Below are 14,009 nucleotides of genomic sequence, written 5' to 3'. Positions count from 1 at the left end.
GAAAAATACTGACCTTAATATTTAATTTTATTATTGATTATTATCGAATACTGCTATGAGATATCACTATTAGCTCATATCCTTAACCCTTTTCAATATAAATTTCTAAAATCTTATACTGAGAATTATTGCACACAACAATATCGAAAATTGCTGTCTGAGTAGGATGCTAATCTAACACAAACAACCTGTGGATAACATCCTGTTTTTTGGGGATAACTCTGTGGATAGTTTTGGGGATAACTAATATTGGTGAGTTACCCCCATTTCGTCCACAGGTTGCCCACAGAGTTATCCATAGTCTAGTCTTTTGATAAAAAAGAAGAATCTCCACTTATCCTCAGAAAACAGGGGTGCCAATAATAACAATACTAATATATATTAATCTTTAATTATTATAGGATTCGATAATTTCTGTGGATAACTTTTTAAAATAGTCAAATTATATATACGATTCTGTGACAGGTTATTAAACTAATGAGAGTCTCTTTCTTACTAGGTTTTGGATTTTTAGTAAAACTATAAATTAGTTTATTGACCTATATTTCATCTGATGATATAATCCTGCATTATTGCGAATTTAGTCCATTATTTTGATAGGTGAGTTATGAAACGTACATTCCAACCAAGCGTGATTAAACGCAAACGTACTCACGGTTTCCGTGCTCGTATGGCAACAAAAAAAGGCCGTCAAGTATTAGCTCGTCGCCGTGCTAAAGGTCGTCATCGCCTTACTGTATAATTCTATTAATTATTTAGTATTGTGTAATGATTGGTCTATACTTAGCCGTAGCCCTATATTAAAAGCGCCCTTATTGGCGCTTTTTTTGTCGCTATGTTTTATGCTTCTATTTTGAGTTGTACTATGTCAAATCCTGTATCAGCTGTAACTACTGCGACATTCACAAAGGAGCAGCGTCTGCTCACGCCAACTGCGTTCAAAGAGGTATTTGATGCGCCTGAACGAAAACTACATCAGACTCATTTGATGGCGTTTGTGCGTAGTAATGACAGTGAAAAACCGCGTATAGGCATGGCGATAACGAAACGTAAAGTACCTACTGCCGTAAAACGAAATTTAATTAAACGTCAGATTCGTGAAAACTTTCGCTTGCAAAGCTATAGGTTAGAAAATAAAGATATTGTTTTTATAGTTAAAAAATCTATTGATGAATTAAACAATAAAAATTTAATAATAGAGATAAATAATATTTTTAAAAAAATAGAAAAAAAATAAAATGTTAAAAACTATAAAAATAATAAATAGATATGTTTATCTATTTATTATTTCATTCATTAATTTTTATCAAAGAATAATAAGCCCATTATTACCTGCACGTTGTCGTTATTACCCAACCTGTTCAAGTTATGGTAAACAGGCGTTAGCATGGCATGGGGTTAGATCAGGTAGCTGGTTACTATTAAAACGCCTGTCTCGTTGCCAGCCATGGGGTGGACACGGGGTTGATTTTGTTCCCCTACCTTTAAATCATTATTACTATAAATTTGTTTCAACCATTGATGATATGAACAGTAGTGATATAAATATATCTCTGAAAATAGAACCATTGAAAAGCAGTAGGCTTAATAAAAGCACTTATAGCAGTGTTTACCGTGACGATAGCAGTTACGTGGCACGTCTGAACGACTTGATGCGCTAGTATCAAGGAGCATGTGGATAACTAACAAGAGTTATCCACAAGTTGATTATCTACATTTCAGCTTATCCACAATCTGCCCTTGTTTTAAAGGGACCAATCATAGTTTACTGAGGTTATCCTCATTGAATTAGAGTTATCCACAACTTATCCACACTGTTGGTATCATTTAGGGTTTATTTTTAGTAAAATAATGCACATTTTATGCAAATAACTGCTGGTTCTGTGGATAACTTGTGGGTAACTCTGATCAATACCCTATTTTTATGCCCTAATTTTTTAATCTAGGAAAGGTTTATGCAAAAGATACTTCGGGTAATGATCATCATCGCGATGCTAATTACCGCTTATCTGCTGATTTTGGCATGGCGAGATGATTATTCTGATGCCACACCTGTAGAGGCTGTCCCTAATACGGCAACTTCGGTAGGGTCTGATATTCCATCGACAACTGGTGCGGCTGGTGATATTCCAGTGCAAACGCTGCCTACTGCTAACAACAACGCAGTAGCAACGCCAGCTACAGATACTGGTTTGATTACCGTGACAACCAACCGTTACGATATCAAGATCAATCCAGAAGGAGGGGATATCGTTTATGCAGCGCTTAAGCAATATAACGCGACGCTCGATAGCGATCAGCCTTTTGTGCTATTAGAAAATGATAGTAATCGTGTTTATGTTGCGCAGTCAGGATTGATTGGCGTTGATGGTATTGATACGGCTGATGGTCGAGCTAACTATAGTCATAGTGCTAACAGCTACACGATGACTGAAGGTCAGCAGACTTTAGCAGTACCACTTACTTATCAAAAAGATGGGGTGACGATCACTAAGACCTTTACCTTTACTCATGATAAGTACCCTATCGATGTCAGTTACCAGATTCAAAACCAGTCAGCAAATCCATGGCAAGGACAGTTATTTGCACAACTAAAACGTGATGCTAGTAAAGATCCTGGTATGTCTGATAAGGGTGCACTCAGCATGGCAACCTATCTAGGCGGTGCTTGGGGTACGCCAGATGATCCTTATAATAAGCTTAAGTTTAATGACTTTAGCGATGGTGAGCTGACTACAACGACTAGCGATAGTGGCTGGGTTGGTATTGTGCAGCATTATTTTGTGTCAGCATGGACACCTGAAAACTTTACAGGTAACTTCTTTAGTCGTGAAACCGCTGATGAGTACTTTATTGGTTTTAATAGTCAACCAATTAATATAGCCGCAAATAAACAGGCGACTTTGACTGCGACGCTATATGCAGGTCCCAAGGTACAGTCTGAGCTTAAAGACGTAGCAGTTGGTCTCAATCAAACCGTTGATTACGGTCTGCTCTGGCCTATCTCTAAGATATTATTTGCAATTCTAGATGGTATTCATAAAGTGATCGGCAACTGGGGTTGGTCTATTATCCTATTGACGATATTGGTTAAGATTGCGCTGATGTGGTTCTCTAATAAGAGCTACTATTCAATGGCAAAAATGCGTGCTATTGCTCCACGACTGGCTGCTCTTAAAGAAGAGCATGGCGATGATCGGATGAAGATGTCGCAAGCAATGATGGGGATTTATAAAGAAGAGAAAGTTAATCCTATGGCAGGTTGTCTGCCTATATTGATGCAGATGCCTATTTTCTTAGCGTTATATTGGGTGCTGGTCGAGAGTGTCGAGCTGCGTCATGCGCCTTGGATTCTATGGATTAACGATTTATCAGCCATGGATCCTTGGTTTATCTTGCCGCTATTGATGGGTGCTTCAATGTTTACCCAACAGCAGCTAAACCCGCAGCCTACTGATCCTATGCAAGCAAAAGTTATGAAGTTTTTGCCTATTATTTTCACCGCTTTTATGCTGTTCTTCCCAGCAGGTTTAGTACTGTATTGGACTGTGAACAACTTGTTCAGTATGACTCAACAGTACCTGATCAATAAAAAGGTTGAAACTGAGCAAAAGCATCGTACTGTTAAAGTTTTAGAGGGCTAGATGAGCTGATCGAAAATAAAAAACCATCGCAATCGCGATGGTTTTTTTATGTCTGAACTGAATCGAAGTGATGATTATCGTAGATCAATTTCAAGTTTGTTTTGTTAGTCTAAGCTTAGCCGTCTATAATGGTGGTTTTAGCTATTGAGAGCGGTTGTGAATTCTATTACTACGAAATCGACTGATTCATCGGTTTTATCTGTGTCTACTACGATTGCTGCCATAGCTACGCCACTTGGGCGTGGTGGTGTTGGTATTATCCGTCTGTCAGGATCAAAAGCTTATGCAATAGCTTGTTTGCTGACAGGTAAGACTGAATTTACCCCAAGACTCGCCAGTTTTTGTCGCTTTTATCAGGCTGATGGTACCGTAGTTGACGAGGGCTTAGTGCTTTACTTTAAAGCGCCGCATTCCTTTACAGGTGAGGATGTGATTGAGCTGCAAGGTCATGGCGGTGTCATATTACAGAATCAGCTATTAGCGCGAGCGTTTGAGCTTGGCGCTAAGCAAGCAAGCGCTGGTGAGTTCTCTTATCGCGCTTTTGACAATGATAAAATAGATCTACTGCAAGCCGAAGCGATCGCTGACGCTATCGATGCTACCAGTGCTGCTGCGGCTAGTAGTGCTATTCGCTCGTTAAGTGGTGAGTTCTCGCAAAAGATCAATCAGCTATTAGAACAACTCATTCATCTTCGACTACATGTCGAAGCGGCGATTGATTTCCCCGATGAAGAGGATGTAGACTTTTTATCAGATGGTGTTATACAAGGCAAGCTTGAGCAAGTGCAGGCACAAATACAGCAAGTATTAGCAACTGCAAAGCAAGGACAGTTACTGCGTGATGGTATCCATGTGGTGCTTGCAGGGCGCCCGAATGCGGGTAAGTCAAGTTTGCTCAATCGCTTAGCAGGTCAAGAGCGCGCTATTGTCACTGAGGTGGCAGGGACGACCCGCGATACGTTACAAGAGACGGTGGTATTAAATGGTTTGACCTTACATTTGACTGATACCGCAGGCTTACGTGATACCGAGGATACGGTTGAGCGTATCGGTATCGCACGTGCACATACTGCTATTACCCAAGCTGATATGCTACTGCTAGTCTATGATGTCACTCGTGATATAGCAGGCGATAGTACGCCACTGCAGTTAGCCGAGCAGCTATTTGGTAAGCTGCCTGAACCTGAGCGCTTACTAATTATCGCTAATAAAAGTGATTTAATCAGTCAAAGTAAGATGGAAACTACAGAACCATTAAGCTCTACGATTATTCATTATGCTAATAATAAAGATTATGAGCAAGTTAATGTTTCATGTGAAACAGGCGCAGGCATCGAGGACTTAACAGCGGCCTTGTGTGCTAAAGTAGGCTTTCATCCACCAGAAAACAGTCTTATTGCCCGTACTCGTCACTTAGATGCGTTAAGACGTACCACTGATTATCTGTTTGAGGCGCATGAGCAGCTCACAGTATTTCAGGCAGGAGAGCTGGTCGCAGAAAGCTTGCGTCAAGCTCAAATAAGCCTGGGCGAAATCACTGGTGAGTTTAGTGCCGATGACTTATTAGGTAAAATATTTGGCAGCTTTTGTATTGGTAAATAATTTTGATTAGTATAAAGCTAATATTAGGAATACAGTATGCACTGTCCTTATTGTAACGCTTCAGAGACTAAAGTTATTGATTCACGCTTAGCGGCAGAAGGTGCGCAAGTACGTCGCCGCAGATCCTGTAATGGTTGCCAAGAGCGCTTTACAACTTTTGAGATGGTAGAGGTAGTTATGCCTCGTATCATAAAGTCCAGTGGCAAAATTGAGCCCTATGATAATGAAAAACTACGCCGCTCTATTCTGTTGCCGCTACAAAAGCGACCGATCACTATCGATGAGCAGGAGGGTATGATCAGTCGTATTGAAAAACGTGTACGACAGATGGGCGAGCGTGAAATCAATAGCAAGGTGTTAGGAGAGATTATCATGAGTGAGCTCAAATCACTTGATGATGTGGCTTATGTACGTTTCGCTAGCGTCTATCGTGATTTTCAAGATATCGATGCTTTTCATCAAGAGATTGCCAATATTCGCCCTAATGATAAAAGCGACGGCTAATTTTTGCTAGTTGCACTGCTAAACCCCTATTAAATGTGACCTTCTTATGCCAACTATCACTCCTGATCAAAATGCTCAAGATAACTATTTTATGATGCTAGCCGTAGAGCAGGCACGGCTTGGTATGTATACGACACGGCCTAATCCAGCAGTCGGCTGTGTTATCGTACAAGCAGAGCAAATGGTGGGTCAGGGCTTTCATCCGCAAGCAGGATTGCCACACGCTGAAGTCTTTGCACTTAAAGACGCTGGAGATAGGGCAGCTGGCGCGACCGCTTACGTTACCTTGGAGCCATGCAGTCATACAGGGCGTACGCCGCCTTGTGCAGAAGCCTTAATAACGGCTGGTATCAAACGGGTGGTCATCGCAGGACTCGATCCTAATCCAAAAGTAGCAGGTCGCGGGGTAGCGTTATTACAGCAGGCTGGTATTACTGTGAGAGTGGGCGTGCTAGCTGAGCAAGCTGAAGCCTTAAATCAAGGTTTTTTGAAGGCGATGCGTACACAAATGCCTTATGTACGCTTAAAAATCGCCACTAGTCTTGATGGGCGTACGGCAATGGCATCAGGTGAGTCGAAGTGGATTACTGGTGCAGCGGCAAGAGAGGATGTGCAAAAGCTACGAGCAAAAAGTGCGGCTATTATCACAGGTAGTCAGACGGTTATTGCTGATAATCCTAAGCTAAATGTACGCTCAACCCAATTAGGCATAGACGTAGAAAAGGTTCCTCAGCCACTGGTTGTGATACTCGATAGAAGCGAGCGTTTGGCTCATGACACTAAGTCATCTTATAAACTCTGTCAGCAAGCCGATACCTTATATTGGCGCGATGATGATCTATCGATGTTGCTAAAACGTTTGGTCAGTGAGCATCAGTGCTATGATGTTTTAGTTGAGGCAGGTGCTAGTGTCGCAGGTAGCTTTATAAGCCAGCAGTTAGTTGATGAGCTCATTGTCTATCAAGCACCTTGTCTGTTGGGGTCGCAAGCGCAAGCTATGATTAAATTCAGTCCTTTGACGTTAGCTCAGCAGCTGCGGTTTAAGTATCATAACGTTGAACATATGGAATCAGACATTAAGATTACTCTGACAGCACTCTAAGCGACTGGGTTAGTCAAATCGTTCATTGCCAAATAAATGTTTAAAATTGAAATATAACTAGATATTGATAAGTGTTTGATAGTTTCACATGAAACTGTGTATAACTTTGTTTCATGTGAAACTAAACTTATAAATACGTCCTTGCCTAAACCTCGAAAACGTTATAGCGCAAAGGGTCTACTACATATATAGCTATATTTTATTTTTTTCACAAAAGCATACTTGCTGTGGATAAGTTTGGAAAACCAACCTTTTTATTATGAAGTTATACAAATAGCTTATACTTATCCACAACTTATACCATTGAAAATTTCTGCAAGAATAAGTATTTTAATTAGCAATATAAATAAGATAACAAAGTGAGGTTCTATGTTTACTGGCATTATCGAAAGCGTTGGCAAAGTGAAAGCCATGCAACCTACTGGTGGGGATATTCGTCTGATTATAGAGTCGGATGAGCTAGATTTCTCTGATGTCTCTTTAGGGGATTCTATTGCCTCTAATGGCATATGCCTAACGGTAGTAGAGCTAGGTGGTAATTATTATGCAGTCGATGTGTCACGTGAAACCATCGCACGTACCGCACTACAAGATCTAAAAATAGGTCACAAAGTAAACTTAGAAAAAGCGATGCTACCGACTACTCGGTTCGGTGGTCATATCGTTTCAGGTCATGTTGATGGGGTAGGCGTGGTCAGTAAGCTACAACAAGACGCTCGCTCTATCTATATAGAGATTGAAGTACCGCATGAGCTGGCACATTATACGGCGACTAAAGGCTCTATTACCCTTGATGGTATTAGTCTGACGACAAATTTAGTCCGCGATAACATCGTCTGTCTTAATATCATTCCACATACAGCAAAGATGACCAACATCTCACAGCATTGGCTGGTTGGCGATAAGGTTAATGTTGAGGTGGATCTAGTTGCTCGTTACTTGGAGCGGTTATTGACTAAAGCGCAAACAGGTACTATGAATGCCTCTGATTCTAAGAGCAATATAACCGAAGGCTTTTTGGCTGATAATGGCTTTATGAAGTAATTGATTTAGCGACTTTTGAAGAGGGTAGTCTGAGAGCTCAGGAAAGCCTATAAGGGTGATTAATCAACAATAAAGCGTTTTAGTGCTGCCTCAAGTTGTTCTTTATTGACAGGTTTTGGCAAAAAGTCATCCATTCCTGAGGCATAACAAGACTCCTCATCTTCTTTTGAAGTATTAGCTGTCAGCGCTACGATAGGTATAGAGTCACCTTGTGCTCGAATAGCTTGCGTAGCTTGTAGGCCATCCATCACAGGCATTCGGCAGTCCATCAAGATAAGTGAGATTTGCGCTCTTGCCGCGGCCAACTGCTCTAGAGCTTGCTGGCCGTCTTCAGCTACGATAGTTCGATATCCTAAGCGATCTAATAGTTTGCAAGCTACTCTTTGGTTGATCATATTATCTTCAACAACCAGAATAAGAGGTGCTGTCAGTTTATCTGACTTTGAGGTATCAGTACTATTTGCCGTAAGAGGAGTAGAAGTTGACAAGGCTATTTTCTCATGAAAGTTTTTGCGTTTATTATCGGTAATACTGTTCGATATATAAGCGGGCTGGGTTAAAAACTTAGGCTGGGTTAAGCGCAGCAGCTCAGATAACAGTAGTGTAACATCTAAAGGTTTATTCAAAAACCCATCGAACCGCTGCAAGTAATCTAATGAAATATCACGTTCAGGCTTCATACTTAGCAATATTTTAGGTAATGGCAAAGTAAGCAGACGATTCAAATCGCGATAAGGTGTTGTATTTTTGCCATTTTGAACATTATGCCTATCAGTATCAGTATCAGTATCAGTATCAGTATCAGTATCAGTATCAGTATCAGTCTTATAACTATGATGCTCTTCACTTTCTAACAACAGGATAGGGGCGAAGACTGCTCTTTTATCGGCTATATATTTGGCAAGCTCGGCGCTACTTGGCGCATCACTGATAGTATAGATACTAGCACTAATTGAGAGATGCTGGCAAAGCCGCTGTAAATAATCTAAGCAGATATCATGTTTGACCAGCGCAATAAGATAGATAGGCGTCTGGCTAGGGTGAAAATCATAGGCTGGCTGATAGATCGGTGCTAGGCAAGGTAAGTATAAAGAAAACACGTTTTCTGAGCTATTATTACTGTCGAGCTGAACAAAGCCGCCAAGTAGTTTTGCAAAACTATTAGATATCGTCAGTCCTAATTGTTTGTCATCGAACTTATGACTCGTTTTAATATTATCCTGATCAAAGTAGGAGAACAGCTTTTTTTGTTCAGCTTCAGTGATACTATTACCAGTGTCTTTAACACTGAAGCGTATCCAATGTTGATGAGTGGTAATCTCAGCTTTATCACCATTGACATCAGCAGCTTTATTAAAATAAATACTCAAAGGTTCAAGCCTTTTGCTGCTAACTGATACAACCGCCTCATCAACCAAAGAAAACTTGTCCTCACTAAAATGACTACTGAGCAAAGCCTTATTTGCATTAGGACTCTGCCGCCCAAATACTGGCTCTATCACTAAAGATACGTAACCTGATTGAGTGAGTTTTATAGCATTATTCATAAAGTTGAGCAGTATTTGCTGTAGTCGCTCAACATCTGTGCTAATAAACCGAGGACACTCAGGCATGAACAAGTACAGCAGTTCGATATCTTTTTGACGAGCATGATTCACTATCGACTCGCTAATTTGCAATCCTATCTTAAAGATATCTGTCTGTTCATTCACTATTTGTACTTTGCCTGCTGCTACCTTGGTCACATTTAACATGTCATTTAGCATAGCCAACATAGACTGGCTAGACTGCTTGAGAGTACTCAGGATCTTTTGCTGCTCGTTAGACACAGTAGAGGGTGTGACAAGCTCAAGCGTATTAATAATAGATCTTAGCGGAGTGCGCAACTCATGACCTACAATAGATCTCAGGTGAGCAAACTCTTTTAGCTGTATTTGTAATTGCTGATTTTGTGAGCGCATATCATCAGCTTGCTTGATAAAAGTGCTAACTGGGCTTAGTAATGCTGTAAAGCCATGGACTTGCTCATGCTCACCGAACCATGGAGTGATATGCAAATGATAGGCGAGTTTATTTTCGACACCATAAACGAGTAAGGTACGTGTCACACGCTGTGTGGATATTTTCTGCAATAGCTGCTGAGTGGCTTCGTTATTGCTTTGCACAAAATCTGATAAGCTATAATTGTTATCTTTTTGAAAAGTAGTCGCAAAGACTTGCTCAAAACGCTGATTAAAAAAACTAACCTGACCTTGGCTCATGATCATCAGCATAGGTAGCGGCGCTTGATCCACGAGACGCTCTAAGCGATGACTTAAGGTTTTTATACGACGATAGTTGCTATGTAATTGGTAGCTGACACGACCTAAAGCATGACCTAGACGTATAAATTCAGGAGTAGAGGCTTTTTTAATGAAAGGAGAGAGAGTATGAGCCTCTTTAGCATTAGTCGGCATGTCTTCGATATAGCCTAGCAACTGTAGCCAGTTTAATCGGCGCTTAAACATATATAAAACGACTGTAGAAAATAAAGCGATAGCAATCAGTATGGGTAACCAATACTGATAAGACAGCCACTGTATATCCAAAGGCTCGTGGCGTAATACTACGTAAAGTTGGTGACCTCCTACCAGCTTGATCGCGCCCGTCAAGGTATTATTGGTTAGCTGATAATTGTCATTAGCATCTGAGGTGCTAAGGGACGGAAAAATAACAGTGGTAAACTTTTTTTCTTGAGGCCCAGTGTAGCGATGGATGTAACTTTTCCCAGAAGGCAGCTTTAAGATGATCTGATAGCTTATATCTTGAAAAAGTGGCTTTTTTAAGATAGCTACGATTTCGGCGTCGGTTAGTGTAGTATGTTGCGTCACCTCATAATGCAGGGCATCAAATACAATTTGACTATGCTGCTGGCTATCATTTTTTAACATTGAAAATATCATGACATAATACAGAGCTAGCATAATCAGCAAGCTTAAGGCATAAAATATAAGTAAGCGTGTTAACGACTTAAATTGGCGCATATCACTTGATCCTATATTTATATGCAGTATACAAAATAACAGCAAGTCTGTAATAATTTGATGATATTAATCAAATTGTAGTTTTCTAATATATTAGCATGGACGACTGCTTTGAGTGCAGCATATCCCTCATCATGAACAATGAATCATGAGTAATAGCACATCGCTACAAACTCACTTATAATACATTGAGTGTTTATTCTCAACTTATTCATTACCTCTACTGAGCTACTGTACTTACTATGACTGCTACTACAAATTCTACTGACGATCTATTAACTGAGCCACTAGCTACTGATAACAAACTACAGCCACTAAGAGTGGTGTTTGCAGGGACGCCTGAATTTGCGGCTATTAGCCTTAGCGCTTTGATCGCTCAGCAAGAGGCGCTAAATATAGAGATTGTAGCGGTCTATACGCAGCCAGATCGTAAGGCAGGACGCGGGCAAAAGCTAGCCGCTTCTGCGGTCAAGCAAGTGGCGCTTAATTCTGATATTCCAGTCGAACAACCCGCTACCTTCAAAAAGTCAGTGAACGAAGGTCTTGCTGCAAGAGAAGTCTTGCGCACTTATCAGCCTGATGTGATGATCGTGGCCGCTTATGGGCTTATTCTGCCCATTGGTGTGTTAAGTATACCGAAGCTGGGCTGTCTTAATATTCATGGCTCATTATTACCGCGTTGGCGCGGGGCGGCGCCTATTCATCGAGCGCTACTCGCTGGTGATAGTGAGACGGGCATTACCATTATGCAGATGGATAAAGGCCTTGATACGGGCGATATGCTCTTTAAGACTAGCTGTGCTATCGAGACTACTGATAGCGCAGCAAGCTTACATGATAAGCTGGCAGAGCTTGGCGCTAGTGCTATTGCTACTGTACTAAAAGATATCTCAAGCTATCAAGCACAAGCGCAACTCCAAGATGACGCCCAAGCCAATTATGCCCAAAAGCTCGTTAAATCTGAGGGTGAAATCGACTGGTCGCAGTCAGCTACCCAAATTGAACGGCAAATTCGCGGGTTAACCCCGTGGCCAGGCGCTTATACTTTTTTAAACGGTCAGCGAGTTAAAGTTTTAGCCAGTTTACCCGTGAATCATACTCAACCAACGGATAAACCAGCGAGTACGATTATCAGCGTCGGTCGTAAAGCAATTTTAGTCGCTTGCGGTGCAGATGAATTGGTCAACTCTACTAACAGTGACAAACCAGGCAGTACACTCGCTATCACAAATTTGCAATTTGCAGGTGGCAAACCCGTTAGCGCAGAGCAAATTTGTCATGGTAATCAGCTCGATGATGGTGACCAATTTAGCGCTGAACTTGGCACTGACTGAATGTAACACTGATAATCATAAATAATTTAAAGTACAGATCAATCAATTCAATAAGTCTATGTAAATGCCCTAATACGGCACAGGAAATTAAGTCATATGAGACAACCCGCAACCGCTAGAAACAATAAGAACAAACCATCCAGTAATCTAAAAATGATCGGCAGCGTACGGGTGCGGGTGATTCGCTGTTTGCTAGCTATTCAAAATGGGCAGTCTTTATCTAATGTCCTCGACCCGTTACTTAATAGCTTACATGAAGGTGATAAAGGCTTTGCCTATGCCTTGCTGCTAACTACTTTACGTCAGTGGTACGCGCTTGAGCGTCTGCTTGATAGCTTAGCGGATAATCCTATTGATGAGATAGAAGTACGGACGACCATCCAAGTTGGCTTGACGCAACTGCTCTATCTAGAAGTGGCTGACCATGCGGCGATTCATGAGACCGTAGAGTCGGTCAAAGAGATTGAGTTCGCTCATGCCAGTGGCTTAGTCAATGCTATCTTGCGTAAAGTCGCCAAAAATCCTAGCAAATTCCGTAAAAAGTGCGATAAAAAACATAGCCTGCCCAATTGGCTCGCCTATCAGCTAAAGCATGACTGGTCTGGTGATTATGATGATCTCATGCAAGGCCTGCGACAGCCTGCGCCAATGTTTTTGCGAGTCAATACTACAATCAATTCTGTAGAGAGTTATCAGCAGATATTGGTAGATGCAGATATTAGTGCTGATTTGGTTGAGATAAACACTAGCTTAAAGTTGTCTAGCGAAGCTTCTGAGGCGGCTACTGTAACTATACCAGTATTACGTTTAGAGCAAACCACAGCGGTCAGTGGCTTACCGTCATTCGCTGAAGGTGTCGTTAGTATTCAGGATATGTATGCGCAACTTGCCGCACCTTTGATCAATCAAGCGCTTATCAGTAAGATTAGTAGTGATAACAACACCGGTGACTTACAGATATTAGATGCTTGCGCCGCCCCTGGTGGTAAGCTTGCGCATTGGCTAGAATTATTAAATTCCGATAAGCAAGAGTCACTGTTTCATGTGAAACAATCTGAAGACAATAATCAGACTTCTAAAATTAAGCTAACGGCTATCGATAACGAAGCGCCGCGTATTACTCGTATTCATGAGAACCTTGAGCGTCTCAATTTAGAACAGTCTGAAAATATTGATCTCAATATCGTCTGTGCAGACGCCACGCGCTGGCAAGGACAGAATAAAGCTAAAGACAATAATACTCCTGTATTTGACGCTATTCTTTTGGACGCTCCATGTACCGCAACGGGTGTCATTCGCCGTCATCCTGATATTAGTATCTTACGTGGTGAAGAAGATGTTGAGCAAACCGCGCGTCTGCAAAGCGAGATATTAGATAATCTATGGCCACAACTCAAAGTCGGTGGTTATCTGCTCTATATTACCTGCTCGATATTAAAACAAGAAAACGTCGAGCAGATGCAAGCGTTTGTTAATCATCATACTGACGCTAGCGTTATCGAACTTACCGAAGAGTGTAATTGGGGTATTGAGCAAGATATCGGTCGTCAGTGTTTGCCGATAGACGAGTTAAAAGGTGATGGCTTTTATTATGCGTTGTTGCGGAAGAGTTAAGGTTAGTGTGTTTGAAGATTTACTTTTAACAATTACGATTTGGGGTTAGTTTAAAGCTATAGCTCATTATTTTGCAGAATATTAGACTGTAGGTTGGTGTCGAGGTACGAGACCCAACAAATTTAATAGTTGGGTGTCGCAA

11 protein-coding genes are annotated in these 14,009 nt (G+C 41.2%); 10 read left to right on the top strand and 1 reads right to left on the bottom strand.

What is annotated here, in order from left to right; translation table 11 throughout:
- The first annotated feature begins 607 nt into the window (after positions 1 to 607).
- The 8 genes from rpmH (at position 608) to ACR63T_RS13630 (ending at position 7,896) form a co-directional block, all read left to right on the top strand.
- Entirely contained in the window at positions 608 to 742 is a 135-nt protein-coding gene (gene rpmH / locus ACR63T_RS13665; RefSeq protein WP_007394757.1) for a 50S ribosomal protein L34, read from the top strand.
- 123 nt (positions 743 to 865) lie between these two features.
- Positions 866 to 1,237: a ribonuclease P protein component gene (gene rnpA, locus ACR63T_RS13660; RefSeq protein ID WP_472784339.1), complete on the top strand. Its 372-nt coding sequence runs from the start codon at positions 866 to 868 to the stop codon at positions 1,235 to 1,237.
- Position 1,238: 1 nt separating this feature from the next.
- Positions 1,239 to 1,661 carry a membrane protein insertion efficiency factor YidD gene (gene yidD, locus ACR63T_RS13655; protein WP_472784338.1) on the top strand — a complete coding sequence of 141 codons (423 nt, stop codon included), beginning with the start codon at positions 1,239 to 1,241 and terminating at the stop codon, positions 1,659 to 1,661.
- Positions 1,662 to 1,955: 294 nt separating this feature from the next.
- Positions 1,956 to 3,644, top strand: coding sequence for a membrane protein insertase YidC (gene yidC, locus ACR63T_RS13650; RefSeq protein WP_305899211.1), 1,689 nt, complete (start codon positions 1,956 to 1,958; stop codon positions 3,642 to 3,644).
- 156 nt (positions 3,645 to 3,800) lie between these two features.
- A complete protein-coding gene (gene mnmE / locus ACR63T_RS13645) occupies positions 3,801 to 5,246 on the top strand; it encodes a tRNA uridine-5-carboxymethylaminomethyl(34) synthesis GTPase MnmE (protein WP_472784337.1) in 1,446 nt (481 codons plus the stop codon).
- 36 nt (positions 5,247 to 5,282) lie between these two features.
- Entirely contained in the window at positions 5,283 to 5,750 is a 468-nt protein-coding gene (gene nrdR, locus ACR63T_RS13640; protein ID WP_201570711.1) for a transcriptional regulator NrdR, read from the top strand.
- Between the two features lie 46 nt (positions 5,751 to 5,796).
- Positions 5,797 to 6,852, top strand: a complete 1,056-nt coding sequence (ribD, locus tag ACR63T_RS13635; protein ID WP_472784336.1) for a bifunctional diaminohydroxyphosphoribosylaminopyrimidine deaminase/5-amino-6-(5-phosphoribosylamino)uracil reductase RibD — start codon at positions 5,797 to 5,799, stop codon at positions 6,850 to 6,852.
- A 369-nt stretch (positions 6,853 to 7,221) separates the two neighbouring features.
- The gene (locus tag ACR63T_RS13630) at positions 7,222 to 7,896 is read left to right on the top strand and encodes a riboflavin synthase (RefSeq protein WP_472784335.1); all 675 of its coding nucleotides are present in this window, start codon (positions 7,222 to 7,224) and stop codon (positions 7,894 to 7,896) included.
- Between the two features lie 59 nt (positions 7,897 to 7,955).
- Here ACR63T_RS13630 and ACR63T_RS13625 read toward each other — a convergent pair whose 3' ends face one another.
- On the bottom strand, positions 7,956 to 10,826 hold the full coding sequence (locus ACR63T_RS13625; protein ID WP_472784334.1) for a response regulator: 2,871 nt from the start codon (positions 10,824 to 10,826) through the stop codon (positions 7,956 to 7,958).
- 335 nt (positions 10,827 to 11,161) lie between these two features.
- Here ACR63T_RS13625 and fmt point away from each other — a divergent pair, with 335 nt between their 5' ends.
- Both fmt and rsmB read left to right on the top strand, forming a co-directional pair.
- On the top strand, positions 11,162 to 12,253 hold the full coding sequence (fmt, locus tag ACR63T_RS13620) for a methionyl-tRNA formyltransferase (RefSeq protein WP_472784333.1): 1,092 nt from the start codon (positions 11,162 to 11,164) through the stop codon (positions 12,251 to 12,253).
- Positions 12,254 to 12,349: 96 nt separating this feature from the next.
- On the top strand, positions 12,350 to 13,867 hold the full coding sequence (gene rsmB / locus ACR63T_RS13615) for a 16S rRNA (cytosine(967)-C(5))-methyltransferase RsmB (RefSeq protein WP_472784332.1): 1,518 nt from the start codon (positions 12,350 to 12,352) through the stop codon (positions 13,865 to 13,867).
- The last annotated feature ends 142 nt before the right edge of the window (positions 13,868 to 14,009 follow it).

Source organism: Psychrobacter sp. M17(2026), assembly GCF_055699815.1.
Note: the sequence above shows the minus strand (reverse complement) of the source record. Positions and strands in the feature narration are given on the sequence as shown.

What these genes read in the sequence shown, in the direction of transcription:
- yidD (WP_472784338.1), top strand. Translation starts at nt 1,239, where the DNA reads ATGTTAAAAACTATAAAAATAATAAATAGATATGTTTATCTATTTATT.
- yidC (WP_305899211.1), top strand. Translation starts at nt 1,956, where the DNA reads ATGCAAAAGATACTTCGGGTAATGATCATCATCGCGATGCTAATTACC.
- ACR63T_RS13625 (WP_472784334.1), bottom strand. Translation starts at nt 10,826, where the DNA reads ATGTTAAAAAATGATAGCCAGCAGCATAGTCAAATTGTATTTGATGCC.
- ACR63T_RS13630 (WP_472784335.1), top strand. Translation starts at nt 7,222, where the DNA reads ATGTTTACTGGCATTATCGAAAGCGTTGGCAAAGTGAAAGCCATGCAA.
- nrdR (WP_201570711.1), top strand. Translation starts at nt 5,283, where the DNA reads ATGCACTGTCCTTATTGTAACGCTTCAGAGACTAAAGTTATTGATTCA.
- rpmH (WP_007394757.1), top strand. Translation starts at nt 608, where the DNA reads ATGAAACGTACATTCCAACCAAGCGTGATTAAACGCAAACGTACTCAC.
- ribD (WP_472784336.1), top strand. Translation starts at nt 5,797, where the DNA reads ATGCCAACTATCACTCCTGATCAAAATGCTCAAGATAACTATTTTATG.
- rnpA (WP_472784339.1), top strand. Translation starts at nt 866, where the DNA reads ATGTCAAATCCTGTATCAGCTGTAACTACTGCGACATTCACAAAGGAG.
- fmt (WP_472784333.1), top strand. Translation starts at nt 11,162, where the DNA reads ATGACTGCTACTACAAATTCTACTGACGATCTATTAACTGAGCCACTA.
- rsmB (WP_472784332.1), top strand. Translation starts at nt 12,350, where the DNA reads ATGAGACAACCCGCAACCGCTAGAAACAATAAGAACAAACCATCCAGT.